Here is a 19,030-nt window from a genome sequence, read left to right as displayed (position 1 = left end):
ACAGGTGGCATATACAAACAGCGCACAGGCTTCAGGAACTGTCACCCGCTGACGTGGGACTTGAGGCTTGAGTGACGCAGATCACGGCATATTGATCAGCCGATGGCGATCCGGGGACGGGCGGACGGCGTGATCCAGCCCATGATCCGGTCCATGGTGGCCCGGGGCACCGAGACGCAGCCCGCCGTCGCGCCACTGCCGTTGACGTGCAGGAAGATACCGGCGCCCCGGCCGGGAGTCGCCGGCCAGCGGTTGAAGTTGATGACGAGCGCCTTGGCGTACTGCACGGGGTAGTTGATGAGGTGCTCGCTGCCCCGGTCGCCGGACTCGGTGAGCGGGAAGTCCGCGCCCTCCTCGCCGTGCAGGGAGTTGTAGAACTTCGACTCGGGGTCCTGCACCCACCAGTCGTCCTCGGTGACCACGTGGTACGGCATGGCGGTGCCGCCGGCCACATGACCGAAGCCCTCGGTGATGGTGTAGGTGCCCGTGGGCGTGGTGTACGTGCTCTGCCGGCGGGTCGCCCCGTCGGTCACGCCGTTGGAGCCGACCCGGCCGGCGCTCGTGCTGAACTGCGCCTTCCAACCGGCGGAACCCTTGGCCCAGGCGGTGACGGTGGCGTACGAGCCGCTGGCCTTGACGGTGATCAGCTGGGTGGCGTCGCCCACCTCGGCCGGCACCGGGAAGTCGGGCGCGGCGGGCGCAGGGGCCGCCTGACCGCCGGGCGCCGCGCCCGCGCCGCTCGCCGCGGCGCCGGTCTCCTTCGCGAGGGCCGCGGACGCCGAGACGGACGCGGAGGGGGACGCGGCAGCGGAGGCGGAGGCGGACGGGTCGGCGGACGGGGAGGCGGAGGCACTCGGAGACGCGGTCGCGGAGGCCTCGGCCGTGCTCTCCCACGGTGTGTGCGAGACCCCGATCGAGTCGGCCGCCGGCTGCCGGTCGTCCTGCCCGCCGCAGGCGGACGTCACCGCCAGCACACTGACGACGGCGGCGCTGACCAGGGCGTGGCGGGGGGAGGCGTGCACGCTGAACTCCTTGCGAGTGGGGGTCTGTCGGCGGGTGTGTCGGGGGGCGCCCACGGATGTGGCGCGGTCACGTTCGGGCGGACCGGCGTCAAGCCCAGCGTCGAAAGGGGCGGCAGGGGCGAAGCGGCTCGTGGTCGGCCCGGTGGGGAAGGGCCGACGGCCGCCGCGTTGCGGAGTCGAGATCAGCCCTCGGCCCTGTCCGAGGGCGCCTGTCCGGGCAGGGGAGCGGCGCAGGTGGCGCGGCCGAACGTGCCGGTGGCCGTGGCGCTTTGGGCGTGTTCGCCGCGGATGGCGAGGGTGCAGCGGGCCTGGCCGCCCTTCTCGCCGAGGACGATGCTGACGGTCGGTTCCTTGCCGAGCGGGACGTCGACGGTCTTGCGCCAGGGCAGGGTGGCCGCCTTGACGACGACGGCCTCTCCGGAGGAGCTGCGGGCCCGGTAGGTGATGTCGGCGGTGCCCTTGCCGGTCACTTCGTACGTCACCGCCGCGGTGGGCGTGCGGTTCGCCGGTTTCCTGTCGCTCTCGCCCGAGTCGAGCACGCCGTAGAGGACGAGACCGCCGCAGGCGGCCAGCACAACGCCGCCGGCGAGCAGGGCGGCGCGATCGCCGGCCGGCTTGTTCGGTATTTCGGTATCCGTTTCCGCCGCTTCGGATTCCTGGGTTTTTCCGGGCACGGTCGAATTCTCCTGCATGGGCGAAGGGGCGGGCTTTCCAGCTGCAGCCGTGCGGTTATACACGACGCCCTCTATCGAAGGCCAGCGAGCGGATATTTCGGACATTCGCTGGCGCCAGATTGGGCAGGCTTATGGCGTGCCTTGTGGTGCCTGCGGTGACAAGTACCGCGCTGCCGCAGATCGCTTATGCGGCGCCCGCCGACGACGGTGACGAAAAGGGAACGACTGGTATTCCGATGCGCTGGACGCCACGGGTGACTGGTTGTCGGAGAACTCCGACACGCTGCAGGAGGCGTCGCCGCGGTGGTCGTCGGCGCCGGTGAGTGCGTCGTCGGTGGGCATCAGGGTGATCCTCAACCCTGACGGAAGCCTGCGCCCCGCGCACCCCATCCCGTAGGGCGCCCGGTCGCCACACTCTCCGCGCCGGGCATGGTCGACCGTGCCCGGCGCGGGACACCCCGGAAGGACAGAGGTTCTCAAGACATGTTTCTGGCGCGGTGCGACGGAAGTTCCATGGCGGAGCTCACGGAAAAGCAGGCGGACAGGCTGGCCGTGACGAGCGAGATGAATCTCCGCTCTGCGTACTTCGAGGCCGACATCGAGTTTTCGGCGAGCGGGATCGAGAGTGAGGTGTTCCGCCGCACGCCGGTCCTCGACTTCATGTTCTGTCTGCTGCTCGCGGCCCATCAGGTCAAGGCCGGTGAGGAAGGGACGATCAGCTTCACCGAGAACGACATGACCATCCAGATCGCACCCGTCGGGGAAGCGGACCCGTCGGAAGACCAGCATCTTGCGATCACGCGCTCCTGGGACCCGCGAGCAGGCGAGTGCGGCAGGAGCGAATTCGTCCAGGGGGTCGCGCACTTCGCCGAGTCGGGGCCGGCCGACATTCTTGCCAGGTACCCCTCCTTTGCGGAGAACCCCACCCGCGCGAAGTTGGAGCAGTTGCGCGCCACTCTGTGACAGGTCAAGGCGAGGGCGTCAGGGGACGCTTTCCCGCCGGGGCGCGCATACGGAGGCGGGGCCGGTCCTCGGTGGACGCGGCCCCGCTGGTCCGGACGGCGTCAGCTCGCCCAGACCTCGGCCTCGTCGGCCGGGACGGTGGTGGCCAGGCCCAGTTCCTTGCGGGCGGCGACCGACTTGTTCGGGTCCAGGCCGGTGAAGGCCGGGTCGTAGGCGATGTAGAACGCGTCGGCGTCGGCGGCGTTCGCGGCCTTCTTCCAGTGCTCGGCGGTCTTCGTCAGCTGCGCGCGGAGCTTGCCGACCTCCGTGCCCTCGATGCCCTTCAGGCCCGCGAGGTGCGCGTCGAGGGCGGCGGCGACGGCCTTGGCCTGCTTCTTGTAGCCGGCCAGGTCGTCGTCGACGGTGTCCGACTCGGGCTGGTTGGCCCACAGCGCGTCGTAGACGCCGTTCGAACCCTTCAGGAACGCGGTCTGCTCAGCCTTGAAGGACTTCGCCTCGGCGTCCAGCGAGCCGGTGAACTTGCCCGACTCCTTGGTGTAGGTGCAGGTCACGGCACGGTCGCCGGTCGCCCAGCTCTCCTTGGTCGGGGTGTAGTAGAAGATCTCGACACCCTTGGGGAGCGCCCAGGTGTCCGGGGTGAACTTCCCCGCCTCGGCCGGGCACCGCTCGTCGGCGACCGCCCAGATCGCCTCGTCGCCGGGGTACGACTTCTTCTCTTCCTCGATCTTGTATTCGCCGACGACCTGACCCGCGTGCGCCTCGTCGCAGGGCACGATCTCGACGAGCATCGTCTCGCCCTCGCCCTTGCTGTTCGGGTTGTAGCAGTCCCCGATGCTCAGCGAGAACACCGACCGCTGGCGGGCCACCTTCTTCGCGCCGTCCTTGGCGCTGTCGACGGCATCCGAGACATCCGAGCACCCCACCGCGCCGATCGCGAGCAGGGCGACGACGGCAGATATGCCACGAACGGAACGGTATGGGCTACGGATCGCCATGACGTGTACATCCTCTTATGTGATCTTTATGAGGGCCGCGCGCATCGTATGCCATTGCTGTGGCCCGACTGTGCGAAGTCCCCGCCGGTGCAAGGCGGGTGCGCGGCAAGGTCTGTGACAGCCCAGGGGGCGCAATGGTTGTACGTGGCCGCGGCACGGCCTCGACGGCTGCTTCACAGACGCACGAAAAGCCGAAAGGTTGTACCTCTTCTATGACTTTGCTGTGTGTGAATGAACACGCCCGTCACCCGTGATGTTCGCGAGGTGACGTCCGCTTGGTCAGCGGAGGGATCAGAGGGAGTCCCTCGCCGGCCGAGCAAAGGGGTGGGGCCCCATGAGCACAGTGGACGAGCGGGCACCGGGCGCACGGGAGATGGGGCCGTACGCCGCGGCCTTCGTCGCGGGCGTCACCGCCAACAACCGGCTGCCGCTGGACTACTCGGTGGCCAGCCTGCGCATCGTCGACTGCCTGGTCGACGGACTGCGCAAGGGCGGCGCCGACCGGGAGCGGCTGCGGGGGACCCTGTTGGGGCTCGGCGCGTACGTCGGTGAGGTCCTGGTGCGCCGCGCGGGGGCGGTGTGGGTGGACTTCGACGCCGACCAGAGCGCCTACTTCGGCCAGCGGGTCGGGGTGCGCATGCCGGACGGCCGGGTCTGGAACCCGCTCGGCAAGGTCCGCAACCGGTTCGAACTCGGCGGCCCCGGGGAGTCTCTGCAGATCTTCTATCTGACCCTGCACGGGCGGGCACGGAGAGCCGTGGCATGAGAAGCGACACCGGAAGACACCTCGCCGCGGCGACGGCGCTTGTCGTCTCGGCCGCACTCACCGGGTGCTCGGCGGATGCGGCTGACGCGACGCCCTCCGAGCCGAGCCGCCAGGCCGCCGCCCCCACTGCCCCTGCCGCATCAGCCGCCGGCGAGCCCGCCCCCGCCCCCGAGACCTCCGCCGAGTTCCTCGCCCTGGCCAAGAAGGCGATGGACGCGCAGAAGGGCTGGCGGTTCACCGTGCGGGGAAGCGAGAACCTGGTTCTCCAGGGGCGCGAGAGCGGCGCGACCTACTCGGCGCGCGTGCACCGCACGACCGGCGACCCCTGGGCACTGCACTCCGTCGGCAGCAGCCGCAGCAGCAAGGGCGTGACCGAGTCCGAGGAGGTCTACGTCGTCGACGGCGTCGGGTACGTCAAGGAGGGCGACGCCGCCTGGCGGCACGGGCCCCTGACCGACTCGGAGATCGCGGGCAAGGTCGAGGATCCGGTGGCCGCCCTCGACACGTTCGAGGAGTACGGCGAGGCGGTCTCCCTCACCACCTCGGACCGGCGGATCGAGCTGCGCGTCCGTACGGCGTCCGCCGCGCTGCCCGCCGTACGGGGCCAGGGCGTCGTACGCAAAACGCTGCGCGAACTCGCCCCCACCCTGGAGCAGTTGCGCGCGGCCGGCGTCGCGGTACCGGAGAGCGGGATCACGGTGGAGCGCGCCGAGGAGACGCTCGTCCTCGACTCCGCGACGTATGAGGTCACTTCGCACACCTTCCGGTGCGTCCTGCGCATCCCGTACGGGACGGGCAGCATCCGCTACGGACAGGAGGTGACCGAGCGGACAGCGGGCCCGTACGAGGGAGCCGTCGTGTTGCCGGCGGGAGTGCGGTGACGGACGCACTGTGACACTTACCTCCGGCCCGACGCTGAGGTCCGTGGGGGACAAGGGCGTGCACGGCCGTGCCGAGAGGGACGGACGCGCCGCGAACCGGTACGGACGAGGACAGTTGTTGGGCCACGGAGGGGAACCCCGCCGCGTGCGCGCGTACGACGGGGAATTGGGCGCGGCCGTCGCGCGGGCCCAGGAAGGTGACGAGGCCGCCTTCGCGGTCGCGTACCGGCTGGTGCAGCCAGGACTGCTCGGGTACCTGCGCGGGCTGGTCGGGGACGACGCGGAGGACGTGGCGTCCGAGGCCTGGCTGGAGATCGCCCGGGACCTGGGGCGGTTCAAGGGAGACGGAGCCGGGTTCCGGGGCTGGAGCGCCACCATCGCCCGGCACCGGGCGCTGGACCATCTGCGCCGGCAGAAGGTGCGGCCCCGGTCGGCGGCGCTGGAACAGGACGTACTGGATCTGCCCGGTCCGCACAGCACGCACGACCAGGTGCTGGAGTCGATCTCCACCGAGCACGCCCTGCGGCTGGTCCGCGGGCTGCCCCGGGACCAGGCCGAGGCCGTGCTGCTGCGGGTCGTGGTCGGCCTCGACGCCCCCGCCGCCGCCCGCGTCCTCGGCAAGCGCCCGGGAGCGGTGCGGACGGCCGCGTACCGGGGGCTGAAGCGCCTGGCCAAGCAGCTGGGCGTGGAAGGTGTGACGGAAGACGGCCCCCGGACGCTGGGGGAATCGAAATGAACAGTGAATGACGGCGGCGGCCGAGCCGGCACGTCGGCCCCCCGGCGAGGCGGGCCGGCCGGGTACGGCGGCTGCCGGAACGGTGCCGGTCGGCGCACGGGCGCCTGAGTCGTACGGACGCGGGAGCCGTACAGGCTCTGCGGAGGCCGTGCGTCACCGCCGTACCGCCACATGGCCCGGCTGGTCCCAGCGACCACGCCGGGCGAAAAGGGAAGCCATACGGCCCCTGCGGACCTGTGAGTCACACAGACCCCACAGGCCACATCGAATCGAACAGGCCGGACAGGAACGGAAGCGGACATGGGTGAACGGCAGAACGGCGGTGGGTACTCCGGCCGTCGGCGTGTGCACCCTGACGGCACGGGACCGGGCCGCGCGTCCGGACCGGCCACGGCGCTCGACGACGCCGCGCTGGAGGCGCTGCTCTCCGCCGCCGTGCTGCGCGGTTACCGCCCGGACACCGAGGGCGAGCAGCGCGCCGTCGCCGCGTTCCGGGCCGCGCGGGACGCGGGGGCCCACCGCGTACGCACCCGGCGCCGGGACGACTGGCGGCCCCGCGAGCGCCGACTGGTGCTCTCGCTGAAGACCACGCTGTCCCTGTTCCTCGCGAGCCTCACGCTGGGCGGCGTCGCGGTCGCCGCGATCGGCTCCTCCGACTCCTCGGACGGCCCCGCCGACGACCAGGGCAGGCCGTCGGGGCCGTCGACCAGCGCCCCCGGTCTTCCCGCCGCCGAGCACTCCTCCGCCGCGTCCGACGCCGCCACCCACAAGCCCGGGCACCCGTCCGCCGCCCAGGACACCGAGGCCCAGTGCCGCGCCTACGAACAGATCAAGGACCGCGGCAAGGCGCTGGACTCGACGGCCTGGCAGCGGCTGGTCACCGCGGCGGGTGGCGAGGACAAGGTGGCCGCCTACTGCGCCGAGCAGCTGGCGCGGGAGACGGCCAGGAGCCGTCCCAGCCAGGCGGCCACGCCGGGCGGCGGGGCCTCCGGCGCGGCGAACGGCGCGGCGAACGGCGCGGCCGACGACGCCGGCGGCAACGCGGATGACAACGCCGCCGACAACGCGGAGACCGGCGCCGAGCGCGGCGCGGCGAGCGGCGCGGACAACGAGAACGCGGGCGCGGGTGGCGAGCAGGCCGACAAGGCCGCCGAGAACGGCAGAAAGAACTGACCCACGCCCCACGGATGCGGACCTCCGGACCCGGGCGCTACTGCCAGGTCGCGGTGTCGGGATCGATGCCGTGGGCGCGCGCGCTGGCGTCGACGATGCGACGGAACCACGTGGCAAGGCCGGCGCGGATGCCGTCGTAGTGGGCGGCGAACCCCGGATCGGCCTCATACATGCGGCCCAGACAGACCTGCATCTGCCTGGTGAGCGGAAAGTACGAAGCAAAGACCTCGCGGTGCCTCTCGACGAGTCGATTCGCTTCCGGGCTGCCAGGTGTGACGCCGGCGTCCATCGCGTCCCCGAGGGCACGGTCGAGATCGGCCACGGCGTCGGCGACGGCCTGCCATTCCTCCGGACCGCGAGAGGCCGAGCGTTCGGCGTACTGCCGCCATTGCGTCGTGTCTCCGTAGCGCTGACGGGCCTCGGTGGGCCAGTCCGGGTTCCACTGGGGGCCGAAGATCGCGGCCTGCTGCTCGACGGTCAGCAGCAGGCCGCGCTCGTGGGCGTCGATCATCCGGTCCAGTCCGGCGCTGAGCTGCCGGAGCCGGTCGATCCGTTCGGCGACCTGGGTGCGCTGCGCGCGCAGCGCGCCGGGCACGTCCGCGGCCGAGTCGTCCAGGACGTCCCGGATCCTGTCCAGGCCGAGACCGATCTCACGGTAGACGACGATGCGGTGCAGGCGTTCCAGGTCACCGGCGGTGTAGAGCCGGTATCCGGCAGCCGTGCGCAGCGACGGTCGCGCCAGACCGATCTCGTCCCAGTGGTGCAGCGCGCGGACTGTCACGCCCAGGCACGCCGAGACCTGACCGACGGTCAGGCCATCGGCATCAATGGCATCAGGCATGCCCCTCATTGTCGTTGCCGCCGCCGCCCGGTGGGGTGATCCCGACGGCTGCAAGGTTCCGCGCCTCCTGACTGGCCGGGTCGAAGGGCTTCGCCGCAGTGAAGACGATCCGTGCGTTCTCGGGGGTGATCACCGTCACATCGCGGGTGCTCCAGGGGGTGTCCCGCGGACCTTCGACCGAGTCCGGGCGCAACGCGCGACAGGCCTCGACAACGGAATCGACCTGGCTGAGCACACACGCGAAAGTCAAGCTCATCGCCGGTGCCTGCGCCGGATCGCTCGCCGCCGGGACGAGGAGAACGTCCTGGAACGCCCACCGGCGCAGATGCACAACGTTGCCGGGGATGCTGAACAGGTCGACGAACCCCAGCCCACGAGTCCAGAAGTCCACCGACGCCGCCAGATCGCTCGTGGGGATCGTCGCGAACGCGGGCATCGCATAGATGCCGCGGAACGGCTCCGGCGGAACCGTATCCGGGCCGGCAGCGGGCACGGGGCTCATCTCGAACGCGTCGTAGTAGTCGCTCATGCGGCCCACCCTCCAGCCTCACGCAACGTGAGGGTCAAGCCGGACAGGGCCGGGAATGAATCCGGCGGGGGTGTGGTTGTGGAGAGTGGTCGTAGTTTTTGTGTCTGTGTTTCACCGCACGCTCGCGAAGAACGACGTCGCGGGCGCCGCCTTCCTTCAGGGAACTGGAGAAGTCGCGTCCAGGCCGGCCCGGGGCACCGCACGGTGCGGGTCCCGTACCCAGCCCCTGCAAGGAGCAAGAAATGACTCAGGGAACCGTCAAGTGGTTCAACGCGGAGAAGGGCTTCGGCTTCATCGCCCAGGACGGGGGACCGGACCTCTTCGTGCACTACTCCGAGATCGAGGGCCACGGCTTCCGTAGCCTGGAGGAGAACCAGCAGGTCGAGTTCGAGGTCGTCCAGGGCCCCAAGGGCCCGCAGGCCGCACACGTCCGCGCGATCTGAGGTCCGGCGGGCGAGACCTGCCGAACCCCCGCTGCGGAATGAGAGGGCCGGTGCCGTGCGGCGCCGGCCCTCGGCATGTCCCTGGAGGACGTGAAGAACCCGGGGCCGCCCGGCCGAAGCCGGAGCCGGAGACGACGCGGAGACGGCCGGGGCCGCCACCCCCCACAGGAGAGGCCCCGGCCGTCGCGCGGCACGGGCCGCGCGGCGGCCCGTACTCTCTACAGCGCCGTGACTGCGTTTTCTGTCACACCCCGGCCGGCACATCCCCGTCTCCCGGGTGGTTGCATGTTGTACGGACATGGACGAGCAGCGCTTTCAGGCCGTAACGTGCCTTTCGCGCCGGACGGCGGAGGAGATGGGACCACCGCCACGACCAGCGGTCCTGAACCGCGACCATTGACTGAGCAATCACGACGGCGAGAACCCGGCCCGCGACAGCGGGGCCGGCTTAGGCGCAAAAGGGGCGCAGTGCTGGGGGACGACGCGGAGCTGACCGCCGCGGTGCTGGCGGCACAGGACGGAGACGAGACCGCGTTCCGGACTGTGTACCGTTCCGTGCACCCGCGGCTGCTCGGGTACGTACGGACGCTGGTCGGCGACCCCGACGCCGAGGACGTCGCGTCCGAGGCGTGGCTGCAGATCGCCCGTGACCTGGAGCGGTTCAGCGGCGACGCGGACCGCTTCCGCGGCTGGGCCGCCCGAATAGCCCGCAACCGCGCGCTGGACCACATACGCATGCGTGGCCGCCGCCCCGCGATCGGCGGCGACGAGACGGAGCTGACCGGCAAGGCCGCCGAGTCCGACACCGCGGGCGAGGCCATCGAGGCCCTGGCCACCGACGGCACCCTCTCCCTCATCGCGCGGCTGCCGCAGGACCAGGCGGAGGCCGTCGTCCTGCGCGTGGTCGTGGGGCTCGACGCCAAGACGGCCGCGGAGACGCTCGGCAAGCGCCCGGGTGCCGTACGGACCGCCGCGCACCGCGGTCTGAAGCGGCTGGCCGAGCTGCTCGGCGACGATCCGGAATCGGCCGGGGTCCTGGACGCCCTGCCTCCTCAGCGAGGAACCCGCGACCGTGCGGTGACGTCTGCGAGTGTGACGCAAAGCGTCACGCGGACGCAGAAGGATGTGTGATGGCCGACGAGCAGTACAGGTGGCTGGACCGCGAAACGGCGGAGCGTTTGCTGCGCGGAGAGTCACTCGAAGCTGTTGACGCGGCCGACCGCGACGAGGCCGAACGGCTCGCCAAGACGCTCGGGGCGCTGACCGTCGAACCCCCGCTGAGCAGCGGGGAACTCCCTGGAGAGGCCGCCGCGCTGGCGGCGTTCCGCGCGGCGCGCGCGGACCGGGGCGAGGCCTCCGTGACCGACGGCCACCGCGCCGCCTCCGCTGCCTCGCACGCCCCCGACGCCGGGCTCGTCCGGATCGGCGCCCCCGCCCGCGCCGCCCGTCGCCCCCGCTGGGGCCGTCCCGTACGGCTCGGTCTCGCCGCCGCGCTGGCCGCCGGCATGGTCGGCGGGGTCGCGGTCGCGGCCGGAACCGGAGTCCTGCCGACGCCGTTCGACGAAGACGAGCGGGGCCGCCCGGCCGCCTCGGTCTCGGCCGCCGTGCCCTCGGAGCGCACCCTCGTGTCGCCCTCCCCGGGCACCGGTGCGCTGGGGGAGCCCACGCCCGGCGGCGACTCGAAGGCCCCCGAGGACTCCGGTACCGCCGAGGAGACGGCGCCCGGGAACTCCGCGACGGACCGCGGTTCCGCCGCCGACGACCGGAACCAGCCCTCCGGCGGTTGGTGGAAGGCCGTCGCCTCGTCCTGCCGCGACGTACGCGACGGCAAGCAGCTGTCCACCGACCGTCGCCGCGCCCTGGAGAACGCGGCGGGCAGTTCCGCCCGCGTGTGGAAGTACTGCAAGGACGTCCTCGCCGGCGCCGGCGAGAGCACCGAGGAGCAGCCCGACAAGGGCAAGGGCGACACCGGCGAGTCCGGCGACCAGGGCGGCAAAGGCGACGACGAGGGTCACCCGGCCGGTTCCGGCGGCAACAGCAACGGCAACGCCAACGGCGGCAGCAACAACCACCGCGCCGACGGCGCCGCGGAGACCCCGTCGACCGCGACCCGCCTGACGCCGGACCGAACGCTGCCGTCCGCTACGACACCGCCGCCGAGCGCGTCGTACAGCGCGCTCTGAGCGCAGTGCACAACCTGCGAGTTGCGCACCGGTCTGCAATTTCTGCGCGGTCGGTGCGACTTTTTCCGCCGCCACAGCGCTGAATCAGGTGAGCCGACTGGTCATGGGCGCCCAAGCCCGCACAAGACCAGGGAGGCCTCATGGGACGCGCGTTCTGGCGCACGATCCGGATCGCCATCGAGAAGGACAACTGGACGGCCCGGCTCGTCGTGCTCGCCCTCGCGGCAGGAGCCACCGCGCTCGTCGCCTGCACCATCGTGACCGCCAGATGACCCGAGCCGACGCCCATCACTCCCGTCTCACGCCGCTGACCTGCGGTTTTGTGGTCCGAGAAAAATTCTTGGCAAGGGGAGTGACATTTTCAGCCGACCCGACGCTGATGTGAGTGAGCCGACTGGTCATCGGCCGTCGCACAGAGCCGGGGTTCCCCCCGTACCTGCGGCTCGTGCATCGGCGCGGGCGGGACACGTTCCCCCGGTCCCGCCCGCGCCCCACTTCCACCTCTCGCGCCTCACCAGTGGACGACGACCTTGTCGCCGGTCCTCACCTGCGCGAACATCTCCGCGATCGCCCGCTCGTCCCGTACGTTGACGCAGCCGTGCGAGGCACCGGCGTAACCCGTGGCCGCGAAGTCGGACGAGTAGTGCACCGCCTGGCCGCCGCTGAAGAACATCGCGTACGGCATGGGCGAGTCATAGAGCGTCGACACATGGTGCCGAGACTTCCAGTAGACGCTGAACACACCCTCCCGTGTCGGTGTGTACTGCGACCCGAACCGCACCGGCACCGTCATGACCGTCCGCCCGTCGATCATCCAGCGCAGGGTCCGGCTCGACTTGCTGATGCACAGCACCCGGCCGGTCAGACACCGCGCGTCCGGCGCGTCGGCCTCCTGCCCGCCCATCAGGTACAGGTCCCACTTGCCGGGCTCGCGCGTCATCTTCAGCAGCCGCTGCCAGGTGACCTCGTCGGTCTTGCCCGTCCTCGGCAGCCCCCGCTTGCCCTGGAAGCCCCTGACCGCCTGCTCGGTCAGATCGTCGTAGGTCCCGGTGGGCCCGTCGAAGAGCCAGGCGATCTGACGCAGCCGGGCCTGGAGCTCGCGTATGTCACGTCCCTCGTCGCCCCGCGACCACAGCACGGCGGGTGCGGGGGGCGTCGGCGTCGAGCTCGGCTTGTCGTCGGGCGGCGCCGGCTTCGCTGACGGCGTGCCGCTCGGGAGCTCGATGCGCACCGGCGTGCGCTGCCCCTCGCCGGAGGCCTGCACCGTGCAGCCGCACAGCACCGTGAGGGCGGCGCCCGAGGCGAGTACGGCGGCCGGTCTGCCCAGACCCCTGACACGGGCCCGTCGCGCCCGCCGCGTCCGCCCCGCCCTCCCCATGCCCTTGGTACGCATCACGCCCCCGGTCGTCTCACCGCGGCGGCCACCCAGGACCGCACTGATGTCACCTGAGATGTTCCCCGCGCGTGACCGGTTGCGAACTACGCGGCATGGTGGGAGACAGCGGGAACCAGCGGGAACAGTTCTGTGAGGAAGCTCCCAGCAGGGGCCCTCCACCCCGCGCACGGGCGCCGCTACAGTCCGTCGCGAGGTCGTCTGTACTGGCGGGTAGCAAGCACAGCAACGCGGAGGCACACACATGGCGCGCGAGTCGGAGTCCGGACTGCCCATCGAGCCGGTCTACGGGCCGGAGGCGCTCGCGGGCTGGGACCCGGCCGAGAAGCTGGGCGAGCCCGGTTCCTATCCCTTCACTCGCGGCGTGTACCCCACGATGTACACCGGCCGCCCCTGGACGATGCGCCAGTACGCCGGCTTCGGCACGGCGGTGGAGTCCAACGCCCGCTACCAGCAGCTGATCGCCAACGGCACGATGGGCCTGTCGGTCGCCTTCGACCTGCCCACCCAGATGGGCCACGACTCCGACGCGCCGATCGCGCACGGCGAGGTCGGCAAGGTGGGCGTCGCCATCGACTCCATCGACGACATGCGGGTGCTGTTCGGCGGGATCCCGCTGGACAAGGTGTCGACGTCGATGACGATCAACGCCCCGGCCGCCCTGCTGCTCCTGCTGTACCAACTGGTCGCGGAGGAGCAGGGCGTCAGCGCCGACAAGCTCACCGGCACCATCCAGAACGACGTCCTCAAGGAGTACATCGCGCGCGGGACGTACATCTTCCCGCCCAAGCCGTCGCTGCGTCTGATCGCCGACATCTTCAAGTACTGCAAGGCCGAGATCCCGAAGTGGAACACGATCTCGATCTCCGGCTACCACATGGCCGAGGCGGGCGCGTCCCCCGCGCAGGAGATCGCGTTCACCCTCGCCGACGGCATCGAGTACGTCCGTACGGCGGTGGCGGCGGGCATGGACGTGGACGACTTCGCGCCCCGGCTGTCGTTCTTCTTCGTGGCCCGTACGACGATCCTGGAGGAGGTGGCCAAGTTCCGCGCGGCCCGCCGGATCTGGGCGCGGGTGATGAAGGAGGAGTTCGGCGCGAAGAACCCCAAGTCGATGATGCTGCGCTTCCACACGCAGACGGCGGGCGTGCAGCTGACCGCGCAGCAGCCCGAGGTGAACCTGGTCCGGGTCGCCGTGCAGGGCCTGGCGGCGGTGCTCGGCGGCACGCAGTCACTGCACACCAACTCCTTCGACGAGGCGATCGCGCTGCCGACGGACAAGTCCGCGCGCCTGGCCCTGCGCACCCAGCAGGTCCTGGCCTACGAGACGGATGTGACGGCGACGGTCGACCCCTTCGCGGGCTCCTACGTCATCGAGAAGATGACCGACGACGTCGAGGCGGCGGCGGTCGAGCTGATGCGCAAGGTCGAGGACCTCGGCGGCGCGGTGGCGGCGATCGAGCACGGCTTCCAGAAGAGCGAGATCGAACGCAGCGCCTACCGGATCGCCCAGGAGACCGACTCCGGCGAGCGGGTCGTGGTCGGCGTCAACCGCTTCCAGCTCGACGAGGAGGAGCCGTACGAGCCGCTCCGCGTCGACCCGGCCATCGAGGCCCAGCAGGCGGAACGGCTCGCGAAGCTGCGGGCCGAGCGGGACCAGGCGGCGGTGGACTCGGCGCTGGCGGCGCTGAAGAAGGCCGCCGAGGGCGAGGACAACGTCCTGTACCCCATGAAGGACGCGCTGAAGGCCCGGGCCACCGTCGGTGAGGTGTGCAACGCGCTGCGGGGGGTCTGGGGGACTTATGTGCCGTCGGACGCGTTCTGAGTGACCGGCCCCGGACACTCCGTCGGCGTCACGGCCGGCGAACCCCGAACCGGCCCAGGTAGTCGCTGAGTCCGGCTGCCTGGTCCCCGGCCCACCCCACGTAACCGTCCGGCCGTACGAGAAACACCCCGCTGCCGTACGACTCCTGCGCCCGCCCTCGCACCACCCGCACCGCCCCCGGCACCTCCGCCACCTCCACGCCCACCGCCACCACCGTCCAGTGCGGCCCCCGGAACGCGTCAAACAGCCGTACGCCCCCCAGCATCCCGTCCGGAGCCCGGTCCCCGGCCCGCACCGCACCCGGCGCCTCCCGCGTCTCCGCCGTCAGGCTCGACTCCCGGTACCCCAGCCCCAGTTGACGCGTAGCCTCCCCGCGCCGCACCTCCCCCCGGTGCACGCCCGTCGACAACCCCAGCATGTCCGCCGCGACGGGCCGCCGCTCCTCCTCGTACGTCCCCAGCAGTGCCTCGCCCGCCCCGTCCCGCAGCACCGCCGCCAGCTTCCAGCCCAGGTTGTACGCGTCCTGCACGCTGGTGTTGAGCCCCTGCCCGCCGGCCGGTGAGTGCACATGCGCGGCGTCCCCCGCGAGGAAGACCCGCCCGTCCCGGAACCGGTCCGCGAGGGCCGCCCGCGGCCGGAAGTCCGAGGCCCACCGCAGCTCCGTCACGTCCTCCGGCGCAAGATGCGAGCGCGCGGCGACGACCTTGCGGATGCCCTCCAGGGAGAGGTCCACCGACGTCCCCTCCGGGAACCGGGCCACGACCTGGAAGTCCTCCGTACCCGCGAGCGGGCAGACGGCGAGGAAGTCGTCGCCCTCCCCGCGTGGCGGGAAGATGTGCCAGTTGTCCCGGTCCAGGCCCGTGATGCGGACGTCCGCCACCAGCATCGGGCTCGGATCGACCGTCTCCCCGGTCATGGCGATGCCCACGGCCCGCCGTACCGCCGAACGGCCGCCGTCCGCGGCGACGACGTACCGCGCGCGGAGGCTCTCACCGGCCGTGCAGCGGGCCGTCACACCGTCCTCGTCCTGGGTGAGCCCCACGACCTCCCGGCCGAAGGCGACCTTCCCGCCCAGCTCGGCCAGCCGCGCGAACAGGATCTCCTGCGTCCGCCACTGCGGAACCATCCACGGTTCGGCGTACGGCGAGTCCTCCGTCGCCTGCGCCGGGTCGAATATGCGGTGCTCGTGAAGCCGCTCGCCGTCCTGCCAGACCATCCCGGCCGGGTAGCCGCCGCCCGCCGCGCGGATCGCGTCGAGCACGCCCAGGTCGTCGAAGACCTCCATCGTGCGCGGCTGGATGCCCTTGCCGCGCGAGCCGGGGAAGAGTCCCCCGGCCCGCTCCACCACCAGCGCGTCCACTCCGCGCCGGGCGAGGTCGATGCCCAGCGTGAGGCCGGTGGGCCCCGCCCCCACGATCAGGACGTCCGTCTGCACAGCCATGGCCACTCCTTAACAGCGTTAAGTGCTCTCGGGGCACGAGAATCGCCTTAACGCCGTTAAGCTGTCAAGCGTGAACACGGAACGCCGGGCTCCCCTCGACCGCCGACGCGTCGCGGACACCGCCCTGAAGCTCCTGAACGAGGTCGGCCTGGACGGGCTGACCCTGCGCGCCATCGCCAGGGAACTGGACGTCAAGGCGCCGGCCCTGTACTGGCACTTCGAGGACAAACAGGCGCTGCTCGACGAGATGGCCACCGAGATGTACCGCCGGATGGTCGCCGGGACGCCCCTCGACCCCGCCGACACCTGGCGGGACCGGCTCCTGAAGTCCAACCGGGGCCTGCGCGCGGCGCTGCTCGGCTACCGCGACGGCGCGAAGGTCTTCAGCGGCTCACGCTTCACCGGTATCGAGCACGCCGAGCAGATGGAGGACAACCTGCGCCTGTTCACGGCCGCCGGCTTCACCCTCGCCCAGGCGGTCCGGGCGACCTCGACGACGTACCTCTACACCCTCGGCTTCGTCACCGAGGAACAGGGCGTCGAGCCGATGGCGGGGGAGCGGAGGGAAGGTTACGACGTGGCCGAACGCGCCCGCACGATGGCCGACTTCCCGCTGTCGGCCCGGGCGGGCGCGGAGATCTTCACCGACTACGACGCGCACTTCGAGGAAGGGCTGGCGGTGGTGATCGCCGGGATCGAGGCCCGGTACGGGATCAGCTGACCGTTACCTTTCGTTCACCCCGTGGTTGGCGGGGAGTCGGTGTCCGGCGTCGAACATCTCCTACGGTCGCAGGGATCCGCCCCGGAGAGAGCCCAGGTGTACGCGTGACCAACCGCCCCCCGACCCTGTCCGTGATCGTCCCCTGCTACAACATCGAGTCGTACGTACCCGAGACCGTGACCAGCCTGGTCAACAACGCACGGGACGACTTCGAGTTCCTCTTCGTCGAGGACCGGTCCACCAAGGACAAGACATACGAAGCGCTGCTGACGCTGACGAAGAGACTGAAGAACAGCCGGGTGATACGGCACGAGCAGAACGGCGGCCTGGCCACCGCGCGCAACACCGGCATCGATGCCGCCGAGGGCCGCTACCTCACCTTCCTCGACGGTGACGACTGGCTGGCGCCCGGCTATCTCGCGGATCTGGTGGACGTCATCGAACGCTTCGACGTCGACTTCGTACGCACCGACCACGTACAGGTCACGGGCGTCGAACGGGCCGTCCACCGGGCGCCCGAGGGACGCCGGCACACCCCCCTCGACCCGCGCACCTCGATCCTCCCGGTCGACGACACGACCATGGTCGACTACCCCTACGCCTGGGCCGGCATCTACCACCGCCGCCTCCTGGACCGCGGCATGCTCCGCTTCCACGACGGACTGAAGACCGCCGAGGACCGCCCCTGGATCTGGGACCTGCACCGCAGGGCGGACTCCTATGTCGTCGCCAGCCTGCGCGGGGTCTTCTACCGCCGGGGCGTGGCCAGTTCGCTGACCCAGATCGGCGATGTGCGCCAGCTGGACTTCTTCCGCTCCTTCGACCTGGTCCTCGCCGAACTGGCCGACGACCCCGAGGCGGGCAGGCTGCGCAAGAAGGCGCTGCGCAACTACTGCGTCGTCATCGCCCACCAGCTGCTCAGCCGGGGCCGGTTCGAGCGCAGCATCGCCGCCCGGCTGAAGGAGCTGGCGGCCGAGGCGCTGGGCCGGATGTCGGAGGACGAACTGGAAGAGGCGCTCGTCGGGATGGGCGAGGAGCGCGTGCACATGCTGCGCCGGATACGGGGCGGCATGAAGGGAGTGGCGGCATGATCCAGCTCTTCTTCTCGGCCACGCAGTACGCGGCCGCGACCGTCACCGCCGCCATCCGCGCCGGCCAGTTCGGCCCGCGCGAGGGAGTGCGCCGCATCCTCGTCGTCAGCAACACCGCCGCCGTCCCCGAGGTCGGCACCCCGCTGGACCGGATGGCCGGCTTCGAGAAGCTGCGCCCCGAGTTCGACGAGGTGCGCTCCTGGAACGAGTTCATCTCCCCGCACCACCCGGCCGGCTGGTCGCCGCGCGGCCAGGACACCCTGCTGTGGGAGAAGGCCGTACGCCTCGCCTGGAACCTCGGCGACGAGCCCGTGGAGATAGCCTGCGAGTCCATCCAGGCCAACCCCTCCCGCGCGGTCGCGGACATCTTCGCGGACAGCCCGATCCATGTGTACGCCGACGGCCTGATGAGCTACGGCCCCACCCGCAACCGCATCCCGCACGGCATGAGCAGCCGGATCGCCCGCGTCCTCCACCTGGACCTGGTGCCGGGCCTGACGCCCATGCTCCTCGCCGAGTACGGCGTCGAGCCCGAGGCCGTCCCCAACGAGGCGATCGTCGACGTCCTCGCCCAGATCGGCGAGTCCGGCGCCGGCATCCTCGCCGAGCGCCTCCCGGCCGACCACCCGCCCACCGCCGTCCTCCTCGGCCAGTACCTCTCGGCCATCGACCTGATCACCCAGGACGAGGAGGAGCAGCTGCACATCCGCATGCTGCGCGCCGCCGCCCGGGCCGGTCACCAGGACGTCCTGTTCAAGCCGCACCCCAGCGCGCCCGCCGTCTTCAACGAGTCCCTGGAGGCGGTCGCCGCCGAACTCGGCGTCAGACTCACGGTGCTGAACGAGCCCGTCCTCGCCGAGACGGTCTTCGCCTTCCTGCGGCCGAAGCTCGTCATCGGCTGCTTCTCGACCGCCCTGATGACCGCCGCCGCCTTCTACGGCATCCCCGTCGCCCGCGTCGGCACGGACCTGCTCCTCGAACGCATCACCCCGTACGAGAACAGCAACCGCATCCCGCTGACCATCATCGACGCGGCCCTGCCCGACGCGGAAGAAGCCGAGCTCGGCGCCCCGCTCGCCCTGGAAGGCATGGCCGAGGAGCTGGCGCCGCTGGTGCGCAGCGTCGGCTACTGCATGCAGTCCCGCAAGCATCACGCCCTGCGCGGCGAGGTGACCGCCTGGCTCGCCGCCAACCTGGCCGAGCACCAGGGCTACTTCAAGCGCCGCCGCCTCACCAGCCTGCGCCTGCCCGGCGGCAGCCCGGTACGGGCGGAGGCGCTGCGCCGGCATCCCGCGGTGCGCAAGGCGGTACGGCAGCTGCGGTCGACGGCCCGGAAGTGACGCGCGGTCACAG

Annotated in this window: 20 protein-coding genes; 13 read left to right on the top strand and 7 right to left on the bottom strand. The window is 71.2% G+C overall.

The annotated features are described in order from the left end of the window. Positions 1 to 95: 95 nt before the first annotated feature. Both AQI70_RS18090 and AQI70_RS18085 read right to left on the bottom strand, forming a co-directional pair. Positions 96 to 1,022: a L,D-transpeptidase family protein gene (locus tag AQI70_RS18090; protein ID WP_062150871.1), complete on the bottom strand. Its 927-nt coding sequence runs from the start codon at positions 1,020 to 1,022 to the stop codon at positions 96 to 98. A gap of 182 nt (positions 1,023 to 1,204) precedes the next feature. Further along, the gene (locus tag AQI70_RS18085) at positions 1,205 to 1,696 is read right to left on the bottom strand and encodes a hypothetical protein (protein WP_244181707.1); all 492 of its coding nucleotides are present in this window, start codon (positions 1,694 to 1,696) and stop codon (positions 1,205 to 1,207) included. Between the two features lie 513 nt (positions 1,697 to 2,209). Here AQI70_RS18085 and AQI70_RS18080 point away from each other — a divergent pair. Next, entirely contained in the window at positions 2,210 to 2,659 is a 450-nt protein-coding gene (locus AQI70_RS18080) for a hypothetical protein (protein WP_062150865.1), read from the top strand. A gap of 101 nt (positions 2,660 to 2,760) precedes the next feature. On the opposite strand, the gene AQI70_RS18075 is transcribed toward AQI70_RS18080, so the two are convergent. Then, positions 2,761 to 3,654, bottom strand: coding sequence for a septum formation family protein (locus tag AQI70_RS18075; RefSeq protein ID WP_062150862.1), 894 nt, complete (start codon positions 3,652 to 3,654; stop codon positions 2,761 to 2,763). A gap of 334 nt (positions 3,655 to 3,988) precedes the next feature. On the opposite strand from AQI70_RS18075, the gene AQI70_RS18070 reads away from it, so the two are divergent. From AQI70_RS18070 to AQI70_RS39810, 4 genes are all read left to right on the top strand, one after another. Next, positions 3,989 to 4,420 carry a hypothetical protein gene (locus AQI70_RS18070; RefSeq protein WP_062150859.1) on the top strand — a complete coding sequence of 144 codons (432 nt, stop codon included), beginning with the start codon at positions 3,989 to 3,991 and terminating at the stop codon, positions 4,418 to 4,420. Continuing rightward, positions 4,417 to 5,301, top strand: a complete 885-nt coding sequence (locus AQI70_RS18065; RefSeq protein WP_062150856.1) for a hypothetical protein — start codon at positions 4,417 to 4,419, stop codon at positions 5,299 to 5,301. Before AQI70_RS18070 ends, AQI70_RS18065 begins: the two co-directional genes overlap by 4 nt. 118 nt (positions 5,302 to 5,419) lie before the next feature. After that, positions 5,420 to 6,037 (top strand): RNA polymerase sigma factor, encoded by a 618-nt coding sequence (locus AQI70_RS18060; protein WP_062150853.1) that lies wholly within the window; start codon positions 5,420 to 5,422, stop codon positions 6,035 to 6,037. Between the two features lie 300 nt (positions 6,038 to 6,337). Continuing rightward, positions 6,338 to 7,210, top strand: a complete 873-nt coding sequence (locus tag AQI70_RS39810) for a hypothetical protein (RefSeq protein ID WP_062150851.1) — start codon at positions 6,338 to 6,340, stop codon at positions 7,208 to 7,210. A gap of 37 nt (positions 7,211 to 7,247) precedes the next feature. Here the strand turns inward: AQI70_RS39810 and AQI70_RS18050 are convergent, their stop codons facing one another. Then, the gene (locus AQI70_RS18050; RefSeq protein WP_107117019.1) at positions 7,248 to 8,051 is read right to left on the bottom strand and encodes a MerR family transcriptional regulator; all 804 of its coding nucleotides are present in this window, start codon (positions 8,049 to 8,051) and stop codon (positions 7,248 to 7,250) included. Continuing rightward, on the bottom strand, positions 8,044 to 8,580 hold the full coding sequence (locus AQI70_RS18045) for a VOC family protein (protein ID WP_062150845.1): 537 nt from the start codon (positions 8,578 to 8,580) through the stop codon (positions 8,044 to 8,046). Before AQI70_RS18045 ends, AQI70_RS18050 begins: the two co-directional genes overlap by 8 nt. Positions 8,581 to 8,822: 242 nt before the next feature. Between AQI70_RS18045 and AQI70_RS18040 the strand changes: the two genes are divergently transcribed. From AQI70_RS18040 to AQI70_RS40670, 4 genes are all read left to right on the top strand, one after another. Continuing rightward, complete coding sequence (locus AQI70_RS18040) at positions 8,823 to 9,023, top strand: cold-shock protein (RefSeq protein ID WP_062150842.1); 201 nt, start codon at positions 8,823 to 8,825, stop codon at positions 9,021 to 9,023. A 468-nt stretch (positions 9,024 to 9,491) separates the two neighbouring features. Then, the gene (locus AQI70_RS18035; protein WP_062150839.1) at positions 9,492 to 10,154 is read left to right on the top strand and encodes an RNA polymerase sigma factor; all 663 of its coding nucleotides are present in this window, start codon (positions 9,492 to 9,494) and stop codon (positions 10,152 to 10,154) included. Then, positions 10,154 to 11,206 carry a hypothetical protein gene (locus AQI70_RS18030; RefSeq protein WP_062150836.1) on the top strand — a complete coding sequence of 351 codons (1,053 nt, stop codon included), beginning with the start codon at positions 10,154 to 10,156 and terminating at the stop codon, positions 11,204 to 11,206. The genes AQI70_RS18035 and AQI70_RS18030 overlap by 1 nt, the downstream gene beginning before the upstream one ends. Positions 11,207 to 11,346: 140 nt before the next feature. Next, complete coding sequence (locus tag AQI70_RS40670) at positions 11,347 to 11,478, top strand: hypothetical protein (protein WP_279616759.1); 132 nt, start codon at positions 11,347 to 11,349, stop codon at positions 11,476 to 11,478. Positions 11,479 to 11,717: 239 nt separating this feature from the next. Here AQI70_RS40670 and AQI70_RS18025 read toward each other — a convergent pair whose 3' ends face one another. Beyond that, complete coding sequence (locus AQI70_RS18025) at positions 11,718 to 12,599, bottom strand: L,D-transpeptidase family protein (protein ID WP_244181737.1); 882 nt, start codon at positions 12,597 to 12,599, stop codon at positions 11,718 to 11,720. Positions 12,600 to 12,843: 244 nt separating this feature from the next. Here AQI70_RS18025 and AQI70_RS18020 point away from each other — a divergent pair, with 244 nt between their 5' ends. After that, a complete protein-coding gene (locus AQI70_RS18020) occupies positions 12,844 to 14,424 on the top strand; it encodes an acyl-CoA mutase large subunit family protein (protein WP_062150833.1) in 1,581 nt (526 codons plus the stop codon). Positions 14,425 to 14,452: 28 nt separating this feature from the next. Here the strand turns inward: AQI70_RS18020 and AQI70_RS18015 are convergent, their stop codons facing one another. Beyond that, a complete protein-coding gene (locus AQI70_RS18015; protein WP_062151928.1) occupies positions 14,453 to 15,859 on the bottom strand; it encodes an FAD-dependent oxidoreductase in 1,407 nt (468 codons plus the stop codon). A gap of 76 nt (positions 15,860 to 15,935) precedes the next feature. Between AQI70_RS18015 and AQI70_RS18010 the strand changes: the two genes are divergently transcribed. The 3 genes from AQI70_RS18010 (at position 15,936) to AQI70_RS18000 (ending at position 19,017) form a co-directional block, all read left to right on the top strand. Next, a complete protein-coding gene (locus tag AQI70_RS18010; RefSeq protein ID WP_062150831.1) occupies positions 15,936 to 16,586 on the top strand; it encodes a TetR/AcrR family transcriptional regulator C-terminal domain-containing protein in 651 nt (216 codons plus the stop codon). Positions 16,587 to 16,690: 104 nt separating this feature from the next. Beyond that, entirely contained in the window at positions 16,691 to 17,677 is a 987-nt protein-coding gene (locus AQI70_RS18005) for a glycosyltransferase family 2 protein (protein ID WP_079051348.1), read from the top strand. Then, positions 17,674 to 19,017, top strand: a complete 1,344-nt coding sequence (locus AQI70_RS18000; protein WP_062150828.1) for an alpha-2,8-polysialyltransferase family protein — start codon at positions 17,674 to 17,676, stop codon at positions 19,015 to 19,017. The genes AQI70_RS18005 and AQI70_RS18000 overlap by 4 nt, the downstream gene beginning before the upstream one ends. Positions 19,018 to 19,030 lie beyond the last annotated feature (13 nt).

The sequence above is a fragment of the Streptomyces curacoi genome (assembly GCF_001513975.1).
GTDB classification, from domain to species: Bacteria; Actinomycetota; Actinomycetes; order Streptomycetales; family Streptomycetaceae; genus Streptomyces; species Streptomyces curacoi.
The sequence above is the reverse complement of the archived record's forward strand: the minus strand, read 5'-3'. Positions and strand labels throughout refer to the sequence as shown.